The 24761-nt window shown below is 45.6% G+C and carries 25 protein-coding genes; 15 read left to right on the top strand and 10 right to left on the bottom strand.

Annotated features, from left to right (window positions below):
* Positions 1–4 precede the first annotated feature (4 nt).
* Positions 5–898, top strand: coding sequence for an N-acetylmuramoyl-L-alanine amidase (locus tag C1T29_RS07890; RefSeq protein WP_095431470.1), 894 nt, complete (start codon positions 5–7; stop codon positions 896–898).
* A gap of 37 nt (positions 899–935) precedes the next feature.
* Here the strand turns inward: C1T29_RS07890 and spoIISC are convergent, their stop codons facing one another.
* From spoIISC to steT, 6 genes are all read right to left on the bottom strand, one after another.
* Complete coding sequence (spoIISC, locus tag C1T29_RS07895; RefSeq protein WP_136654612.1) at positions 936–1073, bottom strand: three component toxin-antitoxin-antitoxin system antitoxin SpoIISC; 138 nt, start codon at positions 1071–1073, stop codon at positions 936–938.
* Between the two features lie 85 nt (positions 1074–1158).
* Entirely contained in the window at positions 1159–1329 is a 171-nt protein-coding gene (gene spoIISB / locus C1T29_RS07900) for a three component toxin-antitoxin-antitoxin system antitoxin SpoIISB (protein WP_003239095.1), read from the bottom strand.
* A complete protein-coding gene (spoIISA, locus tag C1T29_RS07905; protein WP_095431469.1) occupies positions 1329–2075 on the bottom strand; it encodes a toxin-antitoxin-antitoxin system toxin SpoIISA in 747 nt (248 codons plus the stop codon). The genes spoIISB and spoIISA overlap by 1 nt, the downstream gene beginning before the upstream one ends.
* Before the next feature lie 109 nt (positions 2076–2184).
* Positions 2185–3186 carry an inorganic phosphate transporter gene (locus C1T29_RS07910; RefSeq protein ID WP_014663667.1) on the bottom strand — a complete coding sequence of 334 codons (1002 nt, stop codon included), beginning with the start codon at positions 3184–3186 and terminating at the stop codon, positions 2185–2187.
* 12 nt (positions 3187–3198) lie between these two features.
* Positions 3199–3816 carry a DUF47 domain-containing protein gene (locus tag C1T29_RS07915; RefSeq protein WP_003218470.1) on the bottom strand — a complete coding sequence of 206 codons (618 nt, stop codon included), beginning with the start codon at positions 3814–3816 and terminating at the stop codon, positions 3199–3201.
* A gap of 276 nt (positions 3817–4092) precedes the next feature.
* Positions 4093–5409, bottom strand: coding sequence for a serine/threonine exchanger (gene steT, locus C1T29_RS07920; protein ID WP_103748866.1), 1317 nt, complete (start codon positions 5407–5409; stop codon positions 4093–4095).
* 387 nt (positions 5410–5796) lie between these two features.
* On the opposite strand from steT, the gene C1T29_RS07925 reads away from it, so the two are divergent.
* From C1T29_RS07925 to C1T29_RS07940, 4 genes are all read left to right on the top strand, one after another.
* A complete protein-coding gene (locus tag C1T29_RS07925; protein ID WP_069149457.1) occupies positions 5797–6747 on the top strand; it encodes a ring-cleaving dioxygenase in 951 nt (316 codons plus the stop codon).
* 100 nt (positions 6748–6847) lie between these two features.
* Positions 6848–6994, top strand: coding sequence for a hypothetical protein (locus C1T29_RS07930; protein WP_142393698.1), 147 nt, complete (start codon positions 6848–6850; stop codon positions 6992–6994).
* Between the two features lie 7 nt (positions 6995–7001).
* Positions 7002–9161 carry a glycosyltransferase family 39 protein gene (locus C1T29_RS07935; protein WP_103748865.1) on the top strand — a complete coding sequence of 720 codons (2160 nt, stop codon included), beginning with the start codon at positions 7002–7004 and terminating at the stop codon, positions 9159–9161.
* 11 nt (positions 9162–9172) lie between these two features.
* Positions 9173–10144, top strand: coding sequence for a glycosyltransferase family 2 protein (locus C1T29_RS07940; RefSeq protein WP_014663672.1), 972 nt, complete (start codon positions 9173–9175; stop codon positions 10142–10144).
* Between the two features lie 184 nt (positions 10145–10328).
* On the opposite strand, the gene C1T29_RS07945 is transcribed toward C1T29_RS07940, so the two are convergent.
* Together C1T29_RS07945 and htrA are read right to left on the bottom strand one after the other, a co-directional pair.
* The gene (locus C1T29_RS07945; protein WP_052438167.1) at positions 10329–10505 is read right to left on the bottom strand and encodes a hypothetical protein; all 177 of its coding nucleotides are present in this window, start codon (positions 10503–10505) and stop codon (positions 10329–10331) included.
* A gap of 159 nt (positions 10506–10664) precedes the next feature.
* Entirely contained in the window at positions 10665–12035 is a 1371-nt protein-coding gene (gene htrA, locus C1T29_RS07950) for a serine protease HtrA (RefSeq protein ID WP_103748864.1), read from the bottom strand.
* Positions 12036–12200: 165 nt separating this feature from the next.
* On the opposite strand from htrA, the gene proG reads away from it, so the two are divergent.
* From proG to C1T29_RS08000, 10 genes are all read left to right on the top strand, one after another.
* Positions 12201–13019, top strand: coding sequence for a pyrroline-5-carboxylate reductase ProG (gene proG / locus C1T29_RS07955; RefSeq protein WP_071580575.1), 819 nt, complete (start codon positions 12201–12203; stop codon positions 13017–13019).
* A gap of 127 nt (positions 13020–13146) precedes the next feature.
* Entirely contained in the window at positions 13147–13971 is an 825-nt protein-coding gene (gene dppA / locus C1T29_RS07960) for a D-aminopeptidase DppA (protein WP_040083350.1), read from the top strand.
* A 16-nt stretch (positions 13972–13987) separates the two neighbouring features.
* Positions 13988–14914, top strand: a complete 927-nt coding sequence (dppB, locus tag C1T29_RS07965; protein ID WP_014663677.1) for a dipeptide ABC transporter permease DppB — start codon at positions 13988–13990, stop codon at positions 14912–14914.
* A gap of 5 nt (positions 14915–14919) precedes the next feature.
* The gene (dppC, locus tag C1T29_RS07970; RefSeq protein WP_014663678.1) at positions 14920–15882 is read left to right on the top strand and encodes a dipeptide ABC transporter permease DppC; all 963 of its coding nucleotides are present in this window, start codon (positions 14920–14922) and stop codon (positions 15880–15882) included.
* A gap of 4 nt (positions 15883–15886) precedes the next feature.
* A complete protein-coding gene (gene dppD / locus C1T29_RS07975; protein ID WP_014663679.1) occupies positions 15887–16894 on the top strand; it encodes a dipeptide ABC transporter ATP-binding subunit DppD in 1008 nt (335 codons plus the stop codon).
* Between the two features lie 2 nt (positions 16895–16896).
* Entirely contained in the window at positions 16897–18546 is a 1650-nt protein-coding gene (gene dppE, locus C1T29_RS07980) for a dipeptide ABC transporter substrate-binding protein DppE (RefSeq protein WP_014663680.1), read from the top strand.
* An 87-nt stretch (positions 18547–18633) separates the two neighbouring features.
* The gene (locus tag C1T29_RS07985; protein ID WP_069838910.1) at positions 18634–19593 is read left to right on the top strand and encodes a S66 peptidase family protein; all 960 of its coding nucleotides are present in this window, start codon (positions 18634–18636) and stop codon (positions 19591–19593) included.
* Positions 19590–20690 carry an L-Ala-D/L-Glu epimerase gene (gene ykfB / locus C1T29_RS07990; RefSeq protein WP_103748863.1) on the top strand — a complete coding sequence of 367 codons (1101 nt, stop codon included), beginning with the start codon at positions 19590–19592 and terminating at the stop codon, positions 20688–20690. Before C1T29_RS07985 ends, ykfB begins: the two co-directional genes overlap by 4 nt.
* Positions 20687–21577: a gamma-D-glutamyl-L-lysine dipeptidyl-peptidase gene (gene eepC, locus C1T29_RS07995; RefSeq protein ID WP_103748862.1), complete on the top strand. Its 891-nt coding sequence runs from the start codon at positions 20687–20689 to the stop codon at positions 21575–21577. Before ykfB ends, eepC begins: the two co-directional genes overlap by 4 nt.
* Positions 21578–21589: 12 nt before the next feature.
* Positions 21590–22579 carry an ABC transporter ATP-binding protein gene (locus tag C1T29_RS08000; RefSeq protein WP_040083344.1) on the top strand — a complete coding sequence of 330 codons (990 nt, stop codon included), beginning with the start codon at positions 21590–21592 and terminating at the stop codon, positions 22577–22579.
* Positions 22580–22614: 35 nt separating this feature from the next.
* Here the strand turns inward: C1T29_RS08000 and pgl are convergent, their stop codons facing one another.
* Both pgl and C1T29_RS08010 read right to left on the bottom strand, forming a co-directional pair.
* On the bottom strand, positions 22615–23664 hold the full coding sequence (pgl, locus tag C1T29_RS08005; protein ID WP_103748861.1) for a 6-phosphogluconolactonase: 1050 nt from the start codon (positions 23662–23664) through the stop codon (positions 22615–22617).
* 89 nt (positions 23665–23753) lie between these two features.
* Entirely contained in the window at positions 23754–24614 is an 861-nt protein-coding gene (locus C1T29_RS08010; RefSeq protein ID WP_103748860.1) for a dimethylarginine dimethylaminohydrolase family protein, read from the bottom strand.
* Positions 24615–24761 lie beyond the last annotated feature (147 nt).

The raw sequence follows: 24761 nt of genomic DNA on the forward strand, positions 1-24761 counted from the left end.
GAAAATGGTTAACATTATCCAAGACTTTATTCCGGTTGGCGCAAATAACCGTCCAGGCTACGCAATGACGCCGCTTTACATTACGGTGCACAATACAGCGAATACTGCAGTAGGGGCGGATGCTGCGGCCCATGCCCGCTATTTGAAAAATCCTGATACGACGACAAGCTGGCATTTTACAGTTGATGATACAGAAATTTATCAGCATCTGCCTTTGAATGAAAACGGCTGGCATGCGGGAGACGGAAATGGCAGCGGCAACCGGGCTTCTATCGGTATTGAAATTTGCGAAAATGCTGATGGAGATTTTGCAAAAGCAACAGCAAATGCCCAATGGCTCATCAAAACATTAATGGCTGAACATAATATCAGTCTTGCCAATGTCGTCCCTCATAAGTATTGGTCAGGGAAGGAATGTCCGCGAAAATTGTTAGATACGTGGGATTCGTTCAAAGCAGGAATTGGGGGAGGCGGCAGCCAAACTTACGTCGTGAAACAAGGTGACACACTCACATCGATAGCGAGAGCATTCGGTGTTACGGTTGCTCAGCTGCAAGAGTGGAACAATATCGAAGACCCGAATCTTATTCGGGTTGGTCAAGTATTAATTGTAAGTGCGCCATCGTCCGCTGAAGAACCAGAGCTCTATCCGCTCCCTGATGGTATCATTCAATTGACAACACCTTATACCTCAGGAGAACACGTCTTTCAAGTGCAACGAGCACTTGCGGCTCTGTATTTTTACCCTGATAAAGGAGCTGTCAACAACGGAATTGACGGCATTTACGGCCCGAAAACAGCTGACGCAGTCGCACGTTTTCAGTCTGTTAACGGTCTGACTGCTGACGGTATTTACGGGCCTGCGACGAAAGCCAAGATCGCAGCGCAATTAAGCTGATCACAGACCATAAAAATCCCGGAGCTGGTTCCGGGATTTATTTTTTCTTCTTCAACTTTTTTAAAATTCCTGCACTGCGCTCCCTCACCCGAAGCGAGTACCCGGAAAGCCCAAACTTACCGTAATCAACAAACTTCACACGTCTCACCAATTTTTTCACTGTATCACCTGACATTATCCTCTGTTTGTATTTATTATATGTAACCCATTAAGAAAAGGAATAAGGACAAGAGCTGTTTTCTCTTGTCCTTTTAGTGTGATCATGCTTTTTTTCGTTTATACTCGTCAATCAGCCGTTCGTTTTCTTTGAAGATTCTCGCTGTGTGCGGACTGACTTGATAGCTTGCGACACTGGTGGTTGAACGTTTTTTCAGGATTTTAAACGGTTTGGCCGCTCTGGGCTCGCATCCGTTTTGAAACGCACGTTCCATTATCCTTCACCTTCCTCCTCAATTGGCAGCACCAAATCATATATGCTTGTTAATGACGTAAATAGCAAATAATCAAATTCCGTGACAATGCTGTCAGACGTCAGCTTGATGACATAGTTCTTTGTCTCGATGGTAAAAGGGATGAGAACCATTTTTCCGTATTGGTCGTAATAAACATCCTTTCGATCGAGCCGTGTTTGTACATCTGCCGGATCATCCATATGCTCGGTTAACCGGTCTTTATCAGCCTGTGTCGAATATTGGCAAAGAGAAGCCGTTAAGTTCATTTTATCAGCATAGGTTTTCAGCAGCTTATCAATGCCTTCAGCATAAGCATCTATACTTCCATAATAAACATGGATCGGTTCGTTTTTCAATAGGTATTGGTATGTTTTCAGCCGATTGAGATACATGTGGAGCATTTCGTTGTTTTCTTCAAGAATTTCTCTTGTGTCTGTTTCAAGCTCGCTGCCAGCCAGTTTTTTGACGTATGCACTTAAGAAGATGAAAGCATCAATCAAAGCAAAGCTGACTGCGACAATAAGATACCGATCCCAGTGGGTAAATAGGGAAGTGGGCTCATATGTCCAGTATACCATAGCGCCCAGAACAAACAGCAAATACCATGTTTTCCGGATGGCGGACATTTTTTCTTTGACCTTCGCTTCGAAACGCCACGTGGCATACACGTATAACCCCAGTCCAGCCACAATGCACCAGACCATGATCTGAAAGAATAAAACCATACTCGACTCCCTCACATCTGAAATAGGTTCTGCTTATTGTATTCGAGAGATCCGGATGGTTTTCCTCTTCCATCAAAAAAACCGCTCCTTTGACAGAAGCGGTGTGACATTAAAAAATCATATTTAAAATAAAGTAGGCGATGGCACCAAGTGTCGCAGAAATCGGAAGCGTAATGACCCATGTAATGAGCATTCGCTTGGCCGTACCCCAGTTTACGCCTTTTACCCGGTGTGACGCACCGACGCCAAGAATTGATGAAGAAATGACGTGGGTTGTACTGACCGGCAAATGAATAAATGTAGCGCCGAAAATAATGGCTGCCCCGGTTAAGTCAGCGGAAACCCCGTTTACCGGGCGAATTTTCATGATCTTTCCGCCAACGGTTTTGATGATTTTCCAGCCGCCGATTGATGTTCCTAGACCCATGGCTGTCGCGCAGGCGAATTGCACCCAGGTAGGAATATCGTTAGAAGAAGTATGTAAATTCGCTGTGATGAGAGCCATTGTGATAATTCCCATTGCTTTTTGCGCATCGTTTGTTCCGTGCGTATACGATTGCAGGGCAGCTGTTACAATCTGCACTCTGCGGAATTGCTTGTTTGTTTTCGCCAAATTGCTGTCTTTGAAAATCAGCTTGACGATACTGTATAAAATAAAACCAAGGACAAAAGCGATAATCGGTGAAAAGATCAATGCTTCAATAATTTTAATGAAGCCTTTATAATTTAACGCAGTAAATCCGGCTGCCGCAACGGCTGCTCCGGCAATAGCTCCAATGATGGCATGGGACGAGCTGCTTGGGATGCCGTAGTACCATGTGATAAGGTTCCAGGCAATCGCAGCGACTAGCGCGGCCAGAATTACGACAGAGCCATTTTCCAGTGTATAAGGATCTACAATGTCTTTCGTAATGGTTTTGGCAACACCTGTAAATGTCATTGCTCCGATAAAATTCATCACAGCCGCCATGATAATGGCATGGCGCGGTTTCAGCGCTTTTGTTGATACCGAAGTCGCAATAGCGTTCGCCGTATCATGAAACCCATTGATGAAATCAAACGCCAGAGCACAAATGACTATTAGTATTGTTAATATGAATAGAATATCCATTTTTACCCCTCGTTACGCGTTTTTCATAATGATGGTTTCAAGATTATTGGCAACACTTTGGCAAGAGTCGGCAATTTCTTCAAGCGTTTCATAAATTTCACGATATTGAATAACTTTAATCGGATCTGTTTCATTTCCGAAAAGATTCTTTAATGATTTTCTGTGCAGGTTGTCACAGCTGTGCTCATACTCTTTAATTTTGATAGCGTGAGGCTGAATATCCTTTAACCGGTTTTCTGCCAGCAGTTCAATTGTAATTAAAATTTCTTTCGCACATTCTCTGATGTATCCGCTGAATTTATCGATATGCTCGTCAGATGAGGTAATTGAGAAAATCTCCATCATGGCAGAGAAATGTTCGATTCCGTCAAGCACATCATCCAGGCTGTTTGTCAGCTGAAGGATATCTTCGCGTTCAATAGGAGTGATGAACGCTTTGTTAAGCTCTTTAATCATGACATGAACATGATTGTCACCTTTTGTTTCATATTCCTTTAACGTATCTGCGAATTCTTTAAGCGTCGTTTGGTTTGTGACCTTAAAATTCACAAAATATTCGGCAGTTTCGTCTATGTTCTTTGCAATTTCTGTTAAAAGGAGTGAGAACTTATCTTTTTTTCTTCTTATCATTAAAAACCCTCCATAGTTTGAATGAGACAATGCACACATCAAATTATTATATAGCCTTTTGTCGAAAAAAAACAGGTAAAGTCGAAAAAAACACGGCTTGACTTTTTCTGCAAATCATGTCCCCTTATTTTGACCTACTTCGATTCAAAAAACCGACCCAAGTTTGCAAAATCTTTCTGCTTAACGTAAAAAGTATATCAAAAGTTGTGTTTTTCCTGTCAACTTTTATCTTCTGTTTCACCAAAAAACGGTTCCCTAAACAAGGGAACCGTTTTATCAGCTTGCTTTTCGTTTTTTCATCCAGTAATAAACAGGCAGTCCGGCAAGGCCGATGAGGATGGATAATCCGCAGCTCATTGTATCTGTAATGAGTGTGCTGCCTAATACAAAGAAAGAGCCTGCGATGGCCAAAATCGGCATGAATGGATAAAGCGGAACACTGTAGGCGCGCTTTTCTCCCTTTGTTCGCTTGCGGAGAATAAACACCGCAAAAAAGGCCATCACATAAAAAATGTAGATCATAAAAATAGAGATTTCAGAGAGCTTATCCGGGTTGCTGATCAGCATCATAATCAAAGCCAAAGCAATCTGGAAGGAAATCGCGATCCATGGTGTGCGGAATGTCGGGTGTACATGTGAAAGCTTATCAGCAAATGGAAGCTGTTTGCGTTCCGCCATTGCAAATGAAACACGCGGGAAAGAAAGTACTTTTCCATTTAAACACCCAAAGATGCTGACGATAATTCCGACACTAATCAGCTTTCCGCCAATTGAACCGAACAGCATGGTGGCAGCAGTGCTTGTCGCATTTTCGCCAAGTGTGACAATTTCGTTCGCAGACAGGATGTGAAGCAATGCAAAGTTAATGAAAATATAGATGGCTGTTACGATTAATAATCCGCCCGTCATTGCGCGTGGCAGCAGCTTTTCGGGATTTTTCATTTCTCCGCCTAGAGCGGCCAGAAGAATCCATCCGTCGTACGCAAATAGTGTAGCCAAAATGGCCGCTCCGAAGTTCATATCGGAAATACTTTCGTTTACTGCTGTGAAGATGTGCTGATCACCTTTCCAAAGGCCGAAGATGATGATGCATGCAATCGGAATCAGTTTACCGATCGTTGTCAGCGTTTGGACAAAGCCGCCGTATTTTGTACCGATTATATTAATGACGCATAAAAAGAGAACTGCTATAATTCCGATTGCTTTTGACAATCCAGATCCCCAGCCGAAAAGATTCGCCATTAAAGAGCCAAAATATAAACCCAGCGCGCCAATAATCGCCGGACCGTAAATGATAATCTGCACCCAGCCGCACAAAAATCCCCAAAATTCGCCATACACTTCTTCAAGGTACGTATAAAGCCCGCCGGTTTTTGGAATCTGCGTTCCGATTTCCGCGATTGTCAAACCACCCGCCAGTGTTAAAATACCGCCTAACAGCCAGGCGAAAAGCGCGGTTTTTGAATCACCTGAATAAGCAAGCACAGCGCCAGGCTTCATAAAAACACCAGAGCCGATAATGGTTCCGATGACAAGAGTAAGGGCAAACAAGAGGCCTATCTCTTTTTTCAAACCGTTGTCTTCAGTATGCATGTCCGTAACCTCCTATGGTGTTGAAGCTTCATGATGAAGAATCTATTTTTTCATATTGTAAACCCTATTTTAGAAAAGTGAAATAAAATAAATTTTCTGATTTTCGATATTTGCTTTTCGTTCAGTTGAAAAAACGGTGAAAACGTCTCTTTCAACAATCTATAAACGAATGAATCGCATTATTTCTTTTTATAAAGTTCGTGTTTTCTGCCGCGGAATTTTAGACGGATCAGAGGAGAGGCAGAATTCAGAAAATGAACGAACCGTCGGTGAAGCTGATATGTTGACTTTCTCTTGCGAATAAAATACCTTGTTATTAGAACAATAAATAGATAACTATGATATGATATCTTGAAATCGAGATAAAATGACCTGGAGGGACAGCATATGAAAGTTAACGGCATTCACCATGTATCGGCATTAACGGCCGACGCACAAAAAAACTTGGATTTCTATAAGAAAGTATTAGGATTAAAGCTCGTCAAAAAATCCGTCAACCAAGATGAACCGACAATGTATCATCTGTTCTACGGAGATGAAGTGGCAAATCCGGGAACTGAGCTGACGTTTTTCGAGATTCCCCGCATTGCACCATTTCATGCGGGAACAAACAGTATTTCTTCTATTGGATTGCGCGTTCCAAGTACAGAAGCCCTGCATTACTGGAAAGAACGTTTTGAAGAGCACGAAGTGGCGCACAGCGGCATCTCAAAAAGAGCCGGACGTGACATATTGGCATTCCAAGATCATGAAGGGCAGCGGCTTGTGCTGACTGCTGATGAGAAAGGAAAAGGATATGGCCTGCCTGTTAAACAGAGCGGCATTCCGGAAGAATTTTCGTTTCGCGGATTAGGGCCGGTTGAACTGACTGTGCCATATGCCGAACCAACCTTGCACGTGCTGACGAATATTCTTGGATTTACAGAAATCAGCCGTGAACCAGTTGAAGGACAAGGAACCGCCGTTATTTTGGAATCAGGAGAAGGCGGTGCGGCAACGGAAATCCATTTAATAGAAAGAAACGATCTTCCGCGCGAGCGCCAAGGTAAAGGAAGTGTTCACCACGTCGCATTTCGGGTAAGAGATGAAGAAGAACTTGCCGGGTGGCATCAGATCATCAGCCGGGAAGGCTTTAGCAATTCTGGCATTGTTGAGCGCTACTATTTCAAGGCGCTGTATTTCAGAGAACCGAACGGCATTTTGTTCGAGTTATCAACAGACGGACCGGGCTTTATGGTAGATGAAAATCTTGATGAGCTTGGCCAAACGATCGCTCTTCCGCCATATCTTGAGCATCGAAGAGCTGAAATTGAAGCGAAATTGAAACCGATCCAATAAATTGTGATTCATTTGCCTTCCGGCGCCGCCGGAGGGCTTTTTTTATTACCATAATTAATTTTGACATAAACAGCATGCCTTATTAGGGAGGAAATATCAGATGATGATTGGGAGAAATGGCTTAAAACCCTTTGCAAATATGGGTGATTGGTATGGAATGGCCTCGGCAAAAATATTGTCTTTGTTTATTAATAGTTTATTCATATTTGCTTGTTACACTATTTCCAAGTTAGACAAAAAGGAGTGAAAAACACGTGGAAAAGAAAAAACGCGAGCTGGATATCGTCCTCATCCTCATTTTGCTCGCATCTGCATTCTTAAATATCTATAACATCTGGAATGATGATACGGTGAATCCTTATTACACCGCTGCAGTCACAAGTATGATGCAAAGCTTTCATAATTTTTTCTATGCCTCATTCGACGCGGCGGGGTTTATAACGGTTGATAAACCGCCTATTACGTTCCAGATACAAACCATCAGCGCACTTATATTCGGTATGCACGGGTGGAGCGTCATCCTGCCTCAGGCACTTGCTGGTGTAGGTTCTGTCCTTTTAATGTATCTGTTAATAAAACCGACATTCGGTAAGACGGCAGCAAGAATTGCCTCTTTCATCATGGCATGTACACCGATTGCTGTAGCTGTAGCACGTACAAACAATGTTGATGCATTACTGGTATTTTTCTTATTGCTTGCTACATGGCTTCTCTTTAAAGCGATCAGAAAAGGAAAGCTGATCTGGTTGTTAGCAGCGTTTTTCGTTGTTGGAGTAGGTTTCAATACAAAAATGCTGCAGGCTTACATGATTTTACCGGCTTTCTTATTATTCTATTTGATTGCGGCAAACGCTACGATGAAGAAAAAAATCATTTCGCTGGTAAGTGCGTTAGCCGTATTAGCAGCCGTTTCGTTATCGTGGCCGCTCATTGTTGACAATATCCCTGCAAGCAAGCGGCCTTATATCGGAAGCAGCCAAACCAACTCTGTGCTGGAATTGGCTTTTGGTTATAACGGAATCCAGCGGCTGACAGGCCAAAATTCCGGCAGCGGCCAGGGGGCGCCAAACAAAGACGCTTCAAAAGAAATGTCTTCTTCTGATAACACTCAAGCACCGCCTAATCAGTCATCAAGTGATGACAAATCCTCAAATGGAAATATGACGGCACCTCCATCCAATGGCCAAATGCCAAGCGGAGGAGAAATGCCAAGCGGCGGTCAAGGAGGCCCTCCAAGCGGCGGAGATGGCGGCCAAGGGGGACCTGGCGGAGACGGAGGGAAAGGCGGAACAGGAACCGGCTCAAAAATGCAATCAGGTTCAGGAATGTTTGGAACGGGAACACCTGGTCCACTGCGGCTTTTCCAAACAGAGTTATCTGATCAAATCAGCTGGCTTCTGCCATTTGCGATTTTTGGAATCGCAGGCTTACTGATCGCTGGCGCGAGAGAAAGAAGAAGATTATCTATAGAGCAGAAGGAAACGGTGTTCTGGGTAGCGTGGCTTGTACCGATTGCCGGATTCTTCAGTGTCGCAGAATTTTTCCATCATTATTATCTCATCATGCTGGCACCGCCGATTGCGGCTCTTGTCGGTGCGGGGTGGGTTGCCCTTGTTCATCTGTACCGCAATCAGACAGGCTGGAAATCATGGCTTCTGCCGGGAGCAATCATTGCGACAACTGGATTTGAATTGTTTATTCTCAGAAACTACAACGATCAAATCGGTGTTGGATGGAGTATTGGCGTAGGGGTTATCGGCGTGTTGTCAGCGATTGCTTTGCTGCTGTTCAAACAGCGCCAAAAACCGATCAGTTATTATACTTCGCTTGCAGCTCTTCTCGCATTGCTGGTGATGCCGATATATTGGGCAAGCACACCGCTATTGTACGGTGGCAACAGTTCACTGCCTGAAACAGGCCCTCAGCTCGCATCAATGAGCGGAAAAGGCATGGGAATGTCTGATGCGACTGTAAATGAAAAACTTATCAAATATCTAGAGGAGAATAACGCCGGAGCTGAATACCTATTCGCCACAACCGATTCGAACACAGCGGCGCCATATATCATTAAAACGAAAAAAGCTGTCATGGCTATTGGCGGATACAGCGGTTCTGACCCGGCGATCACGCTGACTCAATTTAAAAAGCTCGTAAAAGAAGGAAAAGTGAAATACTTCTTGGCTTCAGGAATGGGGAAAGGCGGAAACAATGACATTGTCGAATGGGTTGAGAAAAATGGAAAAGAAGTAGCATCAGAAAAATGGCAATCAAGTTCTGATCAAAAAACAGAAGATACTGATTCAGCTGATACATCAAGCAACAGCAAGGCTTCAGGTCAAACCGGCAAAATGGGCGGCGGGCCTGGCGGAATGAACCAGTCAGCAACGTTATATGAACTAAATGCTGATGAATAGGAGGAAAAAACATGAGCAGACATATTCAATATTCAATTGTTGTACCTGTGTATAACGAAGAGCTTGTCATTCATGAAACCTATCAGCGCTTAAAAGAGGTCATGGATCAAACGAAGGAAAACTACGAGCTGCTTTTCGTCAATGATGGCAGCAAAGATCGCAGTATTGAGATTTTAAGAGAGTACAGCCTGATCGATCCGAGAGTAAAGATTATAGACTTTTCAAGGAATTTTGGGCACCAGATCGCCATTACAGCGGGTATGGATTATGCACAGGGGAATGCCATCGCCGTCATTGACGCCGATTTGCAGGACCCTCCTGAGTTAATTTTAGACATGATTGAAAAGTGGAAGGAAGGCTATGAGGTCGTATACGCCGTACGTACAAAACGAAAAGGGGAAACCTTTTTCAAAAAACAGACAGCGGCCATGTTTTACCGGCTTCTCAGCAGCATGACAGATATTGATATCCCGATTGATACCGGGGATTTCCGCCTCATGGACAGAAAAGTCTGTGATGAAATGAAAAAATTAAAGGAAAAAAACCCTTTTGTCCGAGGACTCGTCAGCTGGGTAGGCTTCAAACAAACGGCAGTTGAGTATGTACGTGATGAAAGGCTTGCCGGAGAAACGAAATACCCGCTTAAGAAAATGCTGAAGCTTTCAATGGACGGCATTACGACGTTTTCACATAAACCGCTGAAGCTGGCAAGCTATGTCGGGGTCTTAATGTCAGGCGCAGGATTTCTGTATATGTTTATCGTGCTGTATCTGAAGCTGTTCACAGACAGCACGATTACCGGCTGGTCATCACTTATTGTGATCCAGCTCCTGTTCAGCGGCATTGTCCTTCTGATTCTCGGCATGATCGGCGAATATATCGGCAGAATCTATGATGAAGCCAAAGACCGGCCGCTTTACATCGTACAGAAATCGTACGGGATTGAAAATAAAAGACTCTATAGAGACCAGCACATGTCATAACCTTAAAACCTCTGTTCTTAACGGACAGGGGTTTTTTTTATGTTCTGTCGATCAAAGTGAAAAATGCGAATGGATATATGGAATAAGAGAAGGAAGAAGAGATTGCGGGCTTGCACTTCGGTTCACTCACGCTGAAAGAAAAACGGCAAAGCCTAACCGTTTTCGTCTTAGGCTTTGCCGTATGTCAGCTGTTATATTGGGGGGCTTTTAAGAAACGCATGATCACTGCTGTACCAGTGACGTTTAATAGAATACTGGCACCCAGTACAACTCCCCATGCCAACGTCGATTCAGAGAGAAGAAAGCTCAGCAAAAGAAAAGCTAATCCTGCGCAGATCATACTCAATCCCGCGGTTTTCATGTTTATACCTCCTAGCAAACGATGTTTCTAGCATCTTGGTGCGAATGATGTCAGTCTGTATGATATACGGATATCTCGCCAGAAAGTTTCATAGAGCAGTTAGGTCTTTGTCTATTAAAAAAGCCTCAGGCCGAATTTTGCGGCCCGAGGCTTTATCTCTTACGAAGTTTTCTCTTCTTTTTGATCGAGTTTAATTTTTTTCGTCATTTCTTTGCCGTTTCTGAGAATTTTCACTTCAACGGTATCACCGATTTTTGCGTCTTTATATAAGATATTGCGCAATTCACTGCCTGTATCGGTTTCTTTACCTTTTAGGCCGATGATAATATCCTCCGCTTTTAATCCAGCCTTTTCAGCAGGAGAGCCTGAAGCGACCTCACGGATGTAAACACCTTTATTCAGCTGGCTGCCGAACAGGCCGAGTGTGCCTTCTTGGTAGTTTTGCGGCACTTGTTCTAGATCAAGCATGCTGACACCGATATATGGACGTTCAATTTGCCCTTTCGACAGCAATTCTTCAGCAATCGGTTTTACGTCATTGCTTGGAATGGCAAATCCGATACCCTCAACATCATCCTCACTGATTTTCATACTGTTAATGCCGACAATTTTGCCGTCTGTATTTAACAAAGGGCCGCCGCTGTTACCTGGGTTAATTGCTGCGTCTGTCTGAATGACGTTAATGCTCGTTTCGCCGGCTGAAGTAGACATTGAAACTGTCCTGTCCACGCCGCTTACAATTCCTTGTGTTACCGTGCGGGACAGGTCTTTTCCAAGCGGATCCCCAATCGCAATAACGGTCTCGCCTGTTCTGAGATCAGATGAATTTCCGAAGTTTGCCACTTTTGTGACATGATCATCACTGATTTGGAGGACAGCTAAATCAGTTAACGAGTCACTGCCTACCAGCTTTGCTGTCACTTCAGTGCCGTCATATAAAGATACCTTCAGTGAAGATGCTCCTTCTACGACGTGGTTATTTGTAATGATATAAGCCTTGCCATTCTCTTTTTTGAAAATGACACCAGACCCTGAACCGCTTTCTGTGTCTTCGCTGGAATCAGAGCTGGAACTGGATGAGCCAGAGCCGAACAAAGAGCTGTTTGATTGTGCCTGAAGATTTGTAATGCCGACTATTGCTGGTGAAAGGTCTTCTACCATATCTGAGATTTTAGAAGAGTCCTCGCTCTTGAATGCAGATGAGCTGCTTGAGTTTGATGAGCTTTTTTTAGATTCAGAGGACGTGCTTTTAGCAGTAACAGATTGCGTTTGCTGCTGGCTGGATGATTGTTTTGCAGTGTCCTGAGAATCATGGTCGCCAAGCGGTGTAAACGTGTAAATGCCAAGGGCGAGACTGCCGCCGATCACTCCGCCAAGCAACGGCCTGAACCATCCGAACCCTCGTTTTTTCTTTTCCTGATCATGAATGACATTGCGTGCTGAGTAGGAGGTGCTCTGATCGTTCTTTTTTGTTAAAAAGACCTCATTCTCATTACCTTCCGTTCTGTTTTCATCACGATAGTTATCCATTATGTTCACTCCGTTTCTCTATTTTCACATTACTATTTATGATAGGTTTATGACTTGAGTTTATCATAAACAAAAACTGTGGGATAAAAATGAAAAGATTATGGGAAATTGTGAAAAAGTGCGGAAAACGGTACACTTCTTATTGTATATGAAAGGAATGAGTCGATGGAACAGATTGGATTGATTGGCTATGGCAGCATGGCGGATATGATCGCCAGACAGCTGTTAAAGCATGGACAAATAAAAGAGAATGAACTATTTATTGAAACGAGAACGAAGGGAGAGCGGCTGCAGGCACTCATGTCAGATTATCCAAACGTATCGGCTGATTCGCTGGAGAATTGGGCAAATACATGCCAATTGATTTTGATATGTGTCCCGCCGCTCCATGTCATCGAAACAATGCGCCGTCTGCACCCGTATGTGAACAGAAATACTCACATCGTATCCATAGCTGCCGGTGTGCCGCTGCGTCTTTTGGAGGCGGAAACAGAAGCGGGTATCTCACGTGTTATTCCTGCTATTACGTCCGAAGCAGAAGCCGGCATCTCACTTGTCGTTCACAGTGAAGCACTAGCTGCGGAGAAGAAAGAGCATCTAAATGAATTGTTATCGGTTTTCAGCCGTGTACGAGAAATCAAAGAATCAAATGTTGATGCGGCCAGCAATTTAACGAGCTCGGCACCGGGATTCATAGCTGCAATCTTTGAAGAATTGGCACTGTCTGCCGTCAGAAACAGCAGCCTGTCCAAAGAAGAAGCCTTTGATTTTCTGATTCATTCACTATACGGAACTGGCAAGCTGCTGACCGAAAAAAATATGTCTTTCGAGGAAACGCTGGAACGTGTTGCAACGAAAGGCGGAATAACGGGAGAGGGAGCTGAGGTGATACGCGCCTCTGTGCCGGACGTTTTTGATCAAGTGTTTGAAAGAACGCTAAAAAAATATGAACTGCTTACAGAACAGACAGAAAAACAGACATGAATCCTTGCAAGAGGATTCTTTTTTATCACTGAATGGTCGAGATTTTCCCCAGTTATATTGCATTTTTCCTCTTTTTTTAATATAATTTGTTAGAATATTCATAATTTAGTAAAAAAGGAGGAGCGTTATGAAATTGTACCTGTCAGTAGATATGGAAGGTATTTCGGGTCTTCCGGACGATACCTTTGTGGATTCCGGCAAGCGTAATTATGAACGCGGGCGGCTCATTATGACTGAAGAAGCAAACTACTGTATTGCCGAAGCATTTAACAGCGGGTGTACCGAGGTGCTGGTCAATGACAGTCATTCGAAGATGAATAATCTGATGGTTGAAAAGCTTCACCCTGAAGCAGATTTGATTTCCGGTGACGTCAAACCATTTTCAATGGTTGAGGGACTGGATGATACGTTTACAGGCGCTTTGTTCCTCGGTTATCATGCGAGAGCCTCGACTCCTGGTGTCATGTCACACAGCATGATTTTCGGTGTCCGTCATTTTTACATAAACGATCGGCCTGTCGGTGAGCTTGGGCTAAATGCATACGTTGCCGGTTATTATGATGTCCCTGTATTAATGGTAGCCGGGGATGACCGGGCGGCGAAGGAAGCGGAAGAGCTCATTCCGAACGTGACGACAGCCGCGGTCAAACAAACGATTTCAAGATCTGCAGTGAAGTGCTTGTCGCCTGCGAAAGCCGGACGGCTGTTGACAGAAAAAACCGCATTTGCCCTGCAAAACAAGGACAAGGTCAAACCGCTTACACCGCCTGACAGGCCGGTTCTGAGCATTGAATTCGCCAATTACGGCCAGGCAGAATGGGCGAATCTGATGCCGGGAACGGAAATCAAAACGGGAACCACAACCGTTCAATTTCAGGCGAAGGACATGCTTGAAGCCTATCAGGCGATGCTTGTCATGACTGAGCTTGCGATGCGGACATCATTCTGCTAAAGGGGTGTTTTAGGCTTTGGCACGATACATGATAAAGCGTTTTTGGGCAATGGCAGCTACGATTTTGGTGATTACCACCCTGACTTTTGTTCTCATGAAGGTCATTCCCGGATCTCCTTTTAACGAGGAGAGAGGCACAAATGAAGCCGTTCAAAAAAATCTCGAAGCCTACTATCACTTAGACGATCCTCTCATTTTCCAATACATCATCTACCTAAAATCCATCATTACATTCGATTTTGGACCTTCAATAAAAAAACCATCCGACAGCGTAAATGACATGCTGGAACGCGGATTTCCGGTTTCCTTTGAGCTTGGAATGACGGCGATTGTCATTGCTGTGATTTCTGGGCTGGTACTGGGCGTAATCGCTGCGCTCCGCCGTAATGGCTTTTTGGATTACGCTGCGATGAGTCTTGCGGTACTTGGCATCTCCATCCCGAATTTTATTCTCGCAACATTGCTCATCCAGCAATTTGCAGTCAATCTCAAACTATTTCCTGCTGCCACATGGACGAGCCCGATTCATATGGTGCTTCCGACCGCAGCGCTTGCTGTAGGGCCAATGGCGATCATTGCCAGGCTGACACGGTCAAGCATGGTCGAAGTTCTGACTCAGGATTATATCCGCACAGCAAAAGCAAAAGGGCTTTCCCCGTTCAAAATTATTGTGAAACACGCACTCAGAAATGCACTCATGCCCGTCATTACCGTCCTGGGCACACTCGTCGCCAGCATCTTAACAGGAAGCTTTGTCATTGAAAAAATCTTTGCCATTCCGGGAATGGGAAAATATTTTGTGGAAAGCATTAATCAGCGGGACTATCCCGTGATTATGGGAACGACCGTTTTTTACAGCGTCATTCTGATCATCATGCTGTTTTTGGTCGATTTGGCCTACGGTCTCTTAGACCCGCGCATTAAACTGCATAAGAAAGGGTGAAGCGTGTGAATCTCCCTGTACAAACGGATGAACGCCAGCCAGAACAGCACATTCAGGTGCCGGATGAGTGGTTTGTCTCAAATCAGGAAAAAAATCGGGAAGCCGATTCGGTCAAGCGGCCGAGTTTGTCATACACGCAGGATGCCTGGAGGAGGCTGAAGAAAAATAAATTAGCGATGGCCGGACTCTTTATTCTATTATTTCTTTTTGTCATGGCAGTTATCGGGCCCTTTATATCGCCTCATAGTGTCGTACGCCAATCGCTGACCGAACAAAATCTTCCGCCCTCAGCCGATCATTGGTTCGGCACCGATGAACTCGGCCGGGATGTGTTTACCCGAACATGGTATGGCGCGAGAATTTCGTTATTTGTCGGCGTGATGGCAGCGCTGATTGACTTTGTGATCGGTGTCATTTACGGAGGCGTTGCCGGCTATAAAGGCGGCAGGATTGACAGCATTATGATGCGGATTATCGAAGTGCTGTACGGGCTGCCGTACCTGCTTGTTGTCATTTTGCTGATGGTGCTCATGGGGCCGGGACTGGGCACGATTATTGTGGCGCTGACTGTGACCGGATGGGTCGGCATGGCGAGAATTGTAAGAGGCCAGGTGCTTCAGATTAAAAATTATGAATATGTGCTCGCCTCGAAAACCTTTGGCGCGAAAACGTTTCGCATCATACGGAAGAATTTGCTGCCGAATACAATGGGAGCGATCATCGTACAAATGACATTAACCGTACCTGCCGCTATATTCGCAGAATCATTTTTAAGCTTTCTCGGCCTCGGCATACAGGCCCCGTTTGCAAGCTGGGGTGTGATGGCAAATGACGGCCTGCCTACGATTTTATCTGGGCATTGGTGGCGCCTGTTTTTTCCGGCCTTCTTCATATCCCTGACGATGTATGCGTTTAATGTGCTGGGGGACGGATTGCAGGATGCGCTCGACCCTAAGCTGAGGAGGTAGCAGTATGGAAAAAGTTCTGTCAGTCAAAAATCTGCACGTGTCTTTTACGACTTACGGCGGGACGGTTCAGGCGGTCAGAGGGGTGAGCTTTGATTTGTATAAAGGAGAAACCTTTGCGATCGTCGGCGAATCCGGCTGCGGCAAAAGCGTGACCTCCCAAAGCATTATGGGCCTGCTTCCGCCTTATTCGGCGAAGGTGACAGACGGCAGCATTCTATTTAAAAACAAAGACCTTTGCCGTCTCTCTGACAAAGAAATGAGAAGCATAAGGGGAGCCGACATTTCTATGATTTTTCAAGACCCGATGACGGCGTTAAACCCGACGCTGACTGTCGGCGACCAGCTGGGGGAAGCGCTATTGCGCCACAAAAAAATGGGCAAAAAAGCGGCGCGGAAAGAGGTGCTTTCCATGCTGTCATTGGTCGGTATTCCAGATCCCGAAGAGCGTCTAAAGCAATATCCCCATCAATTCAGCGGCGGCATGAGACAGCGGATTGTCATTGCGATGGCGCTGATTTGCGAGCCTGACATCTTAATTGCGGATGAACCGACCACCGCCCTGGATGTAACCATTCAGGCCCAGATTTTAGAGCTGTTTAAAGAGATTCAGAGAAAAACGAATGTGTCTGTCATTCTGATTACGCACGATTTAGGGGTTGTTGCCCAGGTAGCTGACAGAGTCGCAGTCATGTATGCCGGGAAAATAGCGGAAATCGGCACAAGAAAAGATGTTTTTTATCAGCCGCAGCACCCATATACAAAAGGCCTGCTGGGCTCTGTCCCAAGGCTGGATTTAGAAGGCGCTGAGCTGATCCCGATTGACGGAACGCCGCCGGATTTATTTTCGCCTCCGCCGGGCTGCCCGTTTGCCGCCCGCTGTCCGAACAGGATGGTTGTGTGTGATAGGGTATACCCGGCCCAGACGATCAGATCTGACTCGCATACCGTCAACTGCTGGCTGCAGGATCAACGAGCAGAGCATGCGGTGCTGTCAGGAGATGCAAAGGGTTGAACATGAAAAGGGGGAAGAGGATGAAACGAGTGAAAAAGCTATGGGGGATGGGCCTTGCATTAGGACTTTCGTTTGCGCTGATGGGATGCACAGCAAATGAACAGGCCGGAAAAGAAGGCAGTCATGATAAGGCAAAAACCAGCGGAGAAAAGGTGCTTTATTTAAATAACGAAAATGAACCGACTTCATTTGATCCGCCGATCGGTTTCAATAATGTGTCATGGCAGCCGTTAAATAACATCATGGAGGGGCTGACGCGTCTTGGCAAAGAGAATGAGCCCGAGCCGGCAATGGCGGAGAAGTGGTCTGTATCAAAGGATAAAAAAACCTACACGTTTACGATTCGAGAAAATGCGAAATGGACAAACGGAGATCCGGTAACAGCCGGAGACTTCGAATACGCGTGGAAGCGGATGCTTGATCCGAAAAAAGGCGCTTCATCGGCATTCCTAGGCTATCTTATTGAAGGCGGCGAAGCGTATAACAGCGGGAAAGGGAAAAAAGACGATGTGAAGGTGACGGCAAAGGATGATCGAACCCTTGAAGTTACGCTGGAAGCACCGCAAAAATATTTTCTCAGCGTCGTCTCCAATCCAGCGTATTTTCCAGTAAACGAAAAGGTCGATAAAGACAATCCAAAGTGGTTCGCTGAGGCGGATACTTTTGTTGGGAACGGTCCGTTTAAGCTGACGGAATGGAAGCATGATGACAGCATCACTATGGAGAAAAGCGACACGTATTGGGATAAGGATACCGTAAAGCTTGATAAGGTGAAATGGGCAATGGTCAGTGACAGAAATACAGATTATCAGATGTTTCAATCAGGCGAACTTGATACTGCTTATGTCCCTGCAGAGTTAAGCGACCAGCTGATGGATCAGGATAACGTCAATATTGTTGACCAGGCGGGTCTCTATTTCTATCGGTTTAATGTGAACATGGAGCCATTCCAAAATGAAAACATCAGAAAAGCCTTTGCGATGGCTGTGGATCAAGACGAGATTGTAAAGTACGTCACGAAAAATAATGAAAAACCGGCGCGCGCCTTTGTATCGCCTGGATTTACGCAGCCCGACGGCAAAGATTTCCGTGAAGCGGGCGGAGACCTGATCACGCCTAACGAAAGCAAAGCGAAGCAACTGCTCGAAAAGGGCATGAAGGAAGAAAACTATAATAAGCTTCCTGCGATCACGCTTACTTACAGCACAAAGCCGGAGCATAAAAAGATTGCCGAGGCTGTCCAGCAAAAATTAAAAAATACCCTTGGAGTCGATGTAAAGCTGGCCAATATGGAATGGAACGTATTTTTAGAGGATCAAAAAGCATTGAAATTCCAATTCTCTCAAAGCTCATTTTTACCAGATTATGCGGACCCTATCAGTTTTCTGGAAGCCTTCCAAGCGGGAAATTCGATGAACCGCACAGGATGGGCCAATAAAGAATACGATCAGCTGATCCAAAAGGCGAAAAATGAAGCCGATGAAAAAACACGTTTCTCTCTTATGCATCAAGCTGAAAAGCTGCTCATCAATGAAGCGCCGATCATTCCAATTTATTTTTATAATCAGGTTCACCTGCAAAATGAACAAGTAAAGGGAATTGTCCGTCACCCTGTCGGCTATATCGATTTAAAATGGGCAGATAAAAACTGATGGCGGTGATTGAGGAAATACTGCTTCTTTATGCGAAGGAGCGGTATTTTTTCTCTTTCTTGCACGTATACGTAGGGTGCAGAGCAAATGAAAGGAGTGTTTCCGTTGAACCACAAGCCGAAAGCGCTGAAAAAGGGTGATACAGTCGGAGTGATCGCGCCCGCAAGCCCGCCGGATCCAAAAAAGCTTGACACCGCGCTTTTATTTTTAGAAGAGCTCGGTCTTCAGGTGAAGTTGGGCAAGGCACTGAAAAACCAGCACGGTTATTTAGCGGGACAGGATGATGAGCGGCTGGCGGATCTCCATGAGATGTTCAGAGACGAGGAGGTGAAAGCAGTGCTGTGCGCATGCGGGGGGTTTGGGACAGGACGTATTGCCGCGGGCATTGATTTCAACTTAATCCGCAAACACCCTAAAATCTTTTGGGGATACAGCGATATTACGTTTTTACATACTGCCATTCATCAAAACACAGGTCTTATCACCTTCCATGGCCCGATGCTTAGCTCGGATATTGGCCTTGACGACGTTCACCCGCTGACAAAAGCTTCGTATAAGCAGCTCTTCCAGGAGACGGAATTCACCTATACTGAAGAGCTTTCTCCGCTGACCGTGCTTGTTCCCGGCAAAGCGGAAGGTGAGCTTGTCGGGGGAAATCTGTCTTTGCTGACGTCTACACTGGGCACGCCATTTGAAATTGATACGAGAGGAAAGCTTCTGTTTATTGAAGATATTGACGAGGAGCCTTACCAAATCGACCGGATGCTAAATCAGCTGAAAATGGCGGGGAAGCTGACGGAAGCGGAGGGGATTTTAGTTTGTGATTTTCACAATTGTGTCCCGGTGAAGAGAGAGAAGTCTCTCTCTCTTGAGCAAGTGCTGGAAGACTATATTATAACAGCCGGAAAACCTGCTCTGAAAGGATTTAAAATTGGCCACTGCTCCCCAAGTATTGCCGTTCCGGTCGGTGCGAAAGCTGCTATGAATACAGCAGAAAAAACAGTTGTCATAGAGGCAGGTGTTTCAGAAGGGGCGCTGAAGACATGAAAATCATTCGAATCGAAACAAGCCGAATCGCCGTCCCGCTGACAAAGCCATTTAAAACCGCGCTTCGCACTGTGTATACGGCTGAATCAGTCATTGTCAGGATCACTTATGACAGCGGCGCAATCGGATGGGGAGAAGCGCCGCCGACGATCGTGATTACAGGTGACAGCATGGATAGCATTGAAAGTGCCATCCACCATGTGTTGAAGCCGGCATTGCTTGGAAAAAGTCTGTCGGGCTATGAGGCTATTCTGCACGACATCCAGCATCTTCTTACAGGAAATATGAGCGCGAAGGCTGCTGTGGAAATGGCGCTATACGACGGCTGGGCGCAGATGTGCGGGCTGCCGCTTTATCAAATGCTTGGCGGATACCGGGATGCGCTTGAAACAGATTATACCGTCAGTGTCAACTCACCTGAAGAGATGGCAGCGGATGCTGAGAATTATCTCAAACAAGGCTTTCAAACGCTGAAAATAAAGGTTGGAAAAGATGATATCGCAACAGATATCGCCCGCATCCAGGAAATCAGAAAACGTGTCGGATCAGCCGTGAAACTGCGTTTAGACGCTAATCAGGGGTGGACGCCGAAGGAGGCTGTAACTGCGATTCGGAAAATGGAGGATGCGGGTCTAGGCATTGAGCTTGTCGAGCAGCCTGTTCATAAAGATGATCTCACAGGGCTTAAAAGGGTGACAGATGCGACAGATACCCCGATTATGGCTGATGAAAGTGTTTTTACACCGCGGCAGGCATTCGAAGTTCTGCAAACCCGAAGCGCAGACTTGATCAATATTAAATTGATGAAAGCGGGCGGCATCAGCGGAGCAGAGAAAATCAATGCCATAGCGGAGGCCTGCGGGGTGGAGTGCATGGTCGGCAGCATGATCGAAACAAAGCTGGGCATTACGGCCGCGGCGCATTTTGCGGCAAGTAAAAGAAACATCACACGCTTTGATTTTGACGCGCCGCTGATGCTGAAAACAGATGTCATCAAAGGCGGTATAACATACAGCGGCAGCACGATTTCGATGCCTGGCAGACCGGGTCTCGGAATCACCGGGGCTGCGCTTTTGAAAGGGGAAACAGAGCAATGATGCACACCGTCATATCAGCAGTGGCCAACATCTGGACAGCGCCTGATTCACCGCGTCTGTCTGATCAATTCATGCTTCAACCGACTGTAAGGATCAGAGACTGGCTGGAGCGCATGACGTATGATGAACGGCTTGGATTATGTACAGACAATGTAATCCAAACTCAAGTTCTCTTTGGCGAAAAGGTACTTGTGACAGCAGAACAGGGGGAATGGGTTTCTGTGATCGTGCCTAGCCAGCCATCCCGAAAGGATCCGCGCGGATACCCGGGCTGGATGAAAAAGAACCAGCTGGAAAAATCTACGCCCATCCATTCACAACACGATGTGATGATCAGCAAACCTGCTGCCTTTTTGTACAAAAGCAATGGAGAAAAGGAGATCGAATTGAGCTTTTTGACAGTTCTCCCCCTCATTGCAGAAGAAAACGGATATTTTAAGGTTTCGACCGTTTTTGGGGAAAGGTTTGTGAAGCAAAGTGATGCAGTGCCTGTCAGCAAACAGAAAGGGACTGCTGAAGACATCATTCAAACGGGGGCGTTTTTTCTTGGCCTTCCCTACCTGTGGGGAGGGATCAGCGGGTTTGGGTTTGATTGCTCCGGGTTTATGTACAGTATATTTAAGGCCAATGGATACCGCATCCCCCGTGATGCGGGAGATCAGGCTAAGGCGGGGAAGGATGTCCCGCTTGATGATATGAAGGCTGGTGACCTGCTGTTTTTTGCTTATGAGGAAGGAAAAGGAGCGATTCATCACGTCGGTCTCTCCGTTGGCGGCGGGAAAATGCTTCATTCTCCAAAGACGGGAAAATCAATCGAAATCCTTACATTAAAAGAAACAATCTATGAAAAAGAACTTTGTGCGGTGCGCCGCTGTTTTTCAGAATAAGGAGGGAGACAAATGACGCCATTGCCTTTGTTAGAGGTCAGCAAGCTAAAAATGCATTTTGACGCAGGGAAAAAGCGGACAGTCAAAGCCGTCGACGGGGTCACCTTTCAGATTCGTGAAGGAGAAACGTTCGGGCTAGTCGGGGAATCAGGGTGCGGGAAATCAACCTTGGGGAGAGTGCTGATGCGCCTCTATCAGCCAACAGAAGGAAGTGTGGTATACCGCGGCACAAATCTTCATGCACTAAGTGAAAAAGAGCAGTTTGCCTTCAACCGCAAACTGCAGATGATTTTTCAGGACCCCTATGCTTCATTGAACCCGCGCATGACCGTTCGAGAAATTATTTTGGAGCCGATGGAGATTCACAATCTCTACAATACCCATAAAGCGCGGCTTCTCGTCGTGGACGAGCTGCTTGAGGCAGTTGGGCTTCACCCCGATTTTGGCAGCCGTTATCCGCATGAATTCAGCGGCGGGCAAAGACAGAGAATCGGGATTGCGAGAGCACTGTCGCTGAATCCTGAATTTATCGTGGCGGACGAACCGATTTCTGCTCTTGATGTCTCGGTTCAAGCGCAGGTGGTCAATCTGCTGAAGCGGCTTCAAAAAGAAAAAGGGCTCACATTTTTATTTATTGCCCACGATCTCTCGATGGTGAAGCATATCAGTGACAGGATCGGTGTCATGTACTTAGGGCACATGATGGAAATTACAGAGAGCGGCACTTTGTATCGTGAACCGCTTCATCCCTATACAAAGGCGCTTTTATCCTCGATTCCGATTCCGGATCCCGAATTGGAGGACAAGCGAGAGCGTATTCTCTTGAAAGGGGAGCTGCCGAGCCCGGTTAATCCGCCGAGCGGCTGCGTGTTTCGGACCCGTTGCCCGGAGGCGATGCCTGAATGCGGGGAATCCCGTCCCCAGCTTCAAGAAATCGAACCCGGCCGCTTTGTCGCTTGCCATTTGTATCGAACTGCTGAGACGAGAGAAAAGGTGAGATAGACAAAAAAGACTGGCTCCTGAGCCAGTCTTTGCTTTTATGCTTGATGTAAAAATTTCACACAAACCGGGTAAGGGACAGAAACTGTTGACGGAAGCAGTGTCAATCTGCCGGTTTCTTTGTCTCTTTCAAACAGGACAAGGCTGCCTGTTTCTTCATTTGAGGCAACGAGGAACCCTTCCGTTGGGTCAAATACAAAGTCACGAGGCCAGTTTCCTTCTGTCGAAACTCTTTCTATGAAAGCCAGCTCTCCTGAATATTGATTCACTTCAAATACGGCGATACTGTCATGGCCGCGGTTCGCGACGTAAACAAAGCGCCCGTCCTGTGTGACATGAATTGCACTTCCCTGGCTGTTATCCGTAAAATCATCAGGGATGGCAGAAACGACCTGGATTTCTCTAAATTCACCGGCTGTCGGATTGTATTCAAGCGCAATCACTTCATTGCTTAATTCTGTCATGACATAAGCGTATTTTTCTTTCGGATGAAAAGCGATATGGCGAGGCCCTGTACCGGGAGCGAAGGAATGGCTTCCGGATTCAGCCAATACGCCGTCTTTCAGCTTATAGGTGTACAGCTTATCTGTACCTAAATCAACCGCTACGACATAATTGTGTTCAGGTGTGAACCCTGCGTAGTGTGTATGCGGTTTTTCTTGTCTTTCGTGCGGCCCTTTTCCTGTGTGAGCGGCTTCAGAAGCAGGTGATTGCAAGCTGCCGTCTTCCTGAACCGGAAACGCGTGTACCTTCCCGCTGTGATAATTGGCAGTCAGTACGAATTGATTTTGATCATCAACGCTTACGTGGCATGGAGAAGGACCATCAATTAACTGATGATTCAGAAATGTCAACTCGCCGCTGTTTTTATTGATTTGATAGGCAGCAACTCCGCCTTGGCCGTCTGCTTTTTCGATGGAATAAAGGATGGTGTTGTTTTTATTCGGCGTCACATATGTCGGGTTGCCCAGCTTAGCGGCAAGCTTTGGCTCGCTGAGTGCTTTTTTCTCAGTATCAAGCTCAAATGAATAAATTCCTTCGCTTCCGCCTTTTGTATATGTTCCGACATGTCCTATGTATTTTGTCATGCGATTTCCCCCTTAAAAATGATGTCACCTCTATATTAACGTATCTTGATAAAATAAGCTGTTCAAAACATGAAAAAGGGGAAGATTCTTCATTCGCCGCGAATCAGCGGCAGTGTACAGCACCTGAAGGAGCCGCCTGATTTGATGATTTCTGACAGGTCAATTTCGATAATGTGATAGCCTCTTTTTGATAGCTCTTGATTGACATGTCGGTTGCCAGGGAGGCTGATGATCGTTTTTCTCCCGATTGAAAGGACGTTGGTGCCTAGCGTAAATTGTTCATCCTCGGGCACTTCAATAAGGTCATAACGTTTTGCCAGCATATCAGCTGCCTCTGGCTCAAGTGCTTGAGGATAAATTAACGCTTCGCTTTCAGATACAATGTTAAAAACACAGTCCAAATGCAAAAATTTTTCATGCAGCTTTACTGGAATGATCGTGTACTCAGGAAGTGCCTCTTCCAGCTGGCCGATGGCTGAAATGTCGGTGCGCTGGCTGATTCCGACGTATACGGTGTCACCATCGATAATGACATCCCCGCCTTCAATGCTTGTATCAAGCATACGGGTGTAAGAGATACCTTGGCTGTGAAATAAATCTTTTATAACGGCTTCTTCTCCTTGGCGAATCGGTTCAGTCATGCTCGACAGAAAGGCTTTTTCTCCGATGACAAACCCTATATCCCTAGTAAAAACCTGTTCTGGGAGTCCGTCGCGAACGGGCAACAGGATGACCTCAACGTTGTGTGACCTGAGTGCCTCCACTAAGCGGCTGTGCTGATCGTTGGCGGTTTTCACATGAATATTGTCATCTTCAAAATGTTTTTGTGTTTCGTTTATGACATCTTTTATGGTCATGTGCTCAGGTCTGCATAAAACCACTTTCTGAAGTGTGCCGTATTCCGTTCGGCATACCGTTTTGTGCTGAGATTTCGGGATGGATACGTCCATTTATTTTTCCTCCTAAAGTGTGAAGAATACATTTATTATTCCCTCATCATGAAAATCATTAAACCATTTTAAATTTTAGACAAATGGAAGAGAATATTGTTTAATAGGAGAATATAAGTGCATTTAGCTAAAAGATCAGACATCAAA

The organism is Bacillus sp. MBGLi79 (assembly GCF_002953915.1).

Bases quoted from the DNA above. Each gene is read 5' to 3' on its own strand.
- C1T29_RS07890 (WP_095431470.1), top strand. From the start codon at position 5: ATGGTTAACATTATCCAAGACTTTATTCCGGTTGGCGCAAATAACCGT.
- spoIISC (WP_136654612.1), bottom strand. From the start codon at position 1,073: ATGTCAGGTGATACAGTGAAAAAATTGGTGAGACGTGTGAAGTTTGTT.
- spoIISB (WP_003239095.1), bottom strand. From the start codon at position 1,329: ATGGAACGTGCGTTTCAAAACGGATGCGAGCCCAGAGCGGCCAAACCG.
- spoIISA (WP_095431469.1), bottom strand. From the start codon at position 2,075: ATGGTTTTATTCTTTCAGATCATGGTCTGGTGCATTGTGGCTGGACTG.
- C1T29_RS07910 (WP_014663667.1), bottom strand. From the start codon at position 3,186: ATGGATATTCTATTCATATTAACAATACTAATAGTCATTTGTGCTCTG.
- C1T29_RS07915 (WP_003218470.1), bottom strand. From the start codon at position 3,816: ATGATAAGAAGAAAAAAAGATAAGTTCTCACTCCTTTTAACAGAAATT.
- steT (WP_103748866.1), bottom strand. From the start codon at position 5,409: ATGCATACTGAAGACAACGGTTTGAAAAAAGAGATAGGCCTCTTGTTT.
- C1T29_RS07925 (WP_069149457.1), top strand. From the start codon at position 5,797: ATGAAAGTTAACGGCATTCACCATGTATCGGCATTAACGGCCGACGCA.
- C1T29_RS07930 (WP_142393698.1), top strand. From the start codon at position 6,848: ATGATGATTGGGAGAAATGGCTTAAAACCCTTTGCAAATATGGGTGAT.
- C1T29_RS07940 (WP_014663672.1), top strand. From the start codon at position 9,173: ATGAGCAGACATATTCAATATTCAATTGTTGTACCTGTGTATAACGAA.
- C1T29_RS07945 (WP_052438167.1), bottom strand. From the start codon at position 10,505: ATGAAAACCGCGGGATTGAGTATGATCTGCGCAGGATTAGCTTTTCTT.
- htrA (WP_103748864.1), bottom strand. From the start codon at position 12,035: ATGGATAACTATCGTGATGAAAACAGAACGGAAGGTAATGAGAATGAG.
- proG (WP_071580575.1), top strand. From the start codon at position 12,201: ATGGAACAGATTGGATTGATTGGCTATGGCAGCATGGCGGATATGATC.
- dppA (WP_040083350.1), top strand. From the start codon at position 13,147: ATGAAATTGTACCTGTCAGTAGATATGGAAGGTATTTCGGGTCTTCCG.
- dppD (WP_014663679.1), top strand. From the start codon at position 15,887: ATGGAAAAAGTTCTGTCAGTCAAAAATCTGCACGTGTCTTTTACGACT.
- dppE (WP_014663680.1), top strand. From the start codon at position 16,897: ATGAAAAGGGGGAAGAGGATGAAACGAGTGAAAAAGCTATGGGGGATG.
- C1T29_RS07985 (WP_069838910.1), top strand. From the start codon at position 18,634: ATGAAAGGAGTGTTTCCGTTGAACCACAAGCCGAAAGCGCTGAAAAAG.
- ykfB (WP_103748863.1), top strand. From the start codon at position 19,590: ATGAAAATCATTCGAATCGAAACAAGCCGAATCGCCGTCCCGCTGACA.
- eepC (WP_103748862.1), top strand. From the start codon at position 20,687: ATGATGCACACCGTCATATCAGCAGTGGCCAACATCTGGACAGCGCCT.
- C1T29_RS08000 (WP_040083344.1), top strand. From the start codon at position 21,590: ATGACGCCATTGCCTTTGTTAGAGGTCAGCAAGCTAAAAATGCATTTT.
- pgl (WP_103748861.1), bottom strand. From the start codon at position 23,664: ATGACAAAATACATAGGACATGTCGGAACATATACAAAAGGCGGAAGC.
- C1T29_RS08010 (WP_103748860.1), bottom strand. From the start codon at position 24,614: ATGGACGTATCCATCCCGAAATCTCAGCACAAAACGGTATGCCGAACG.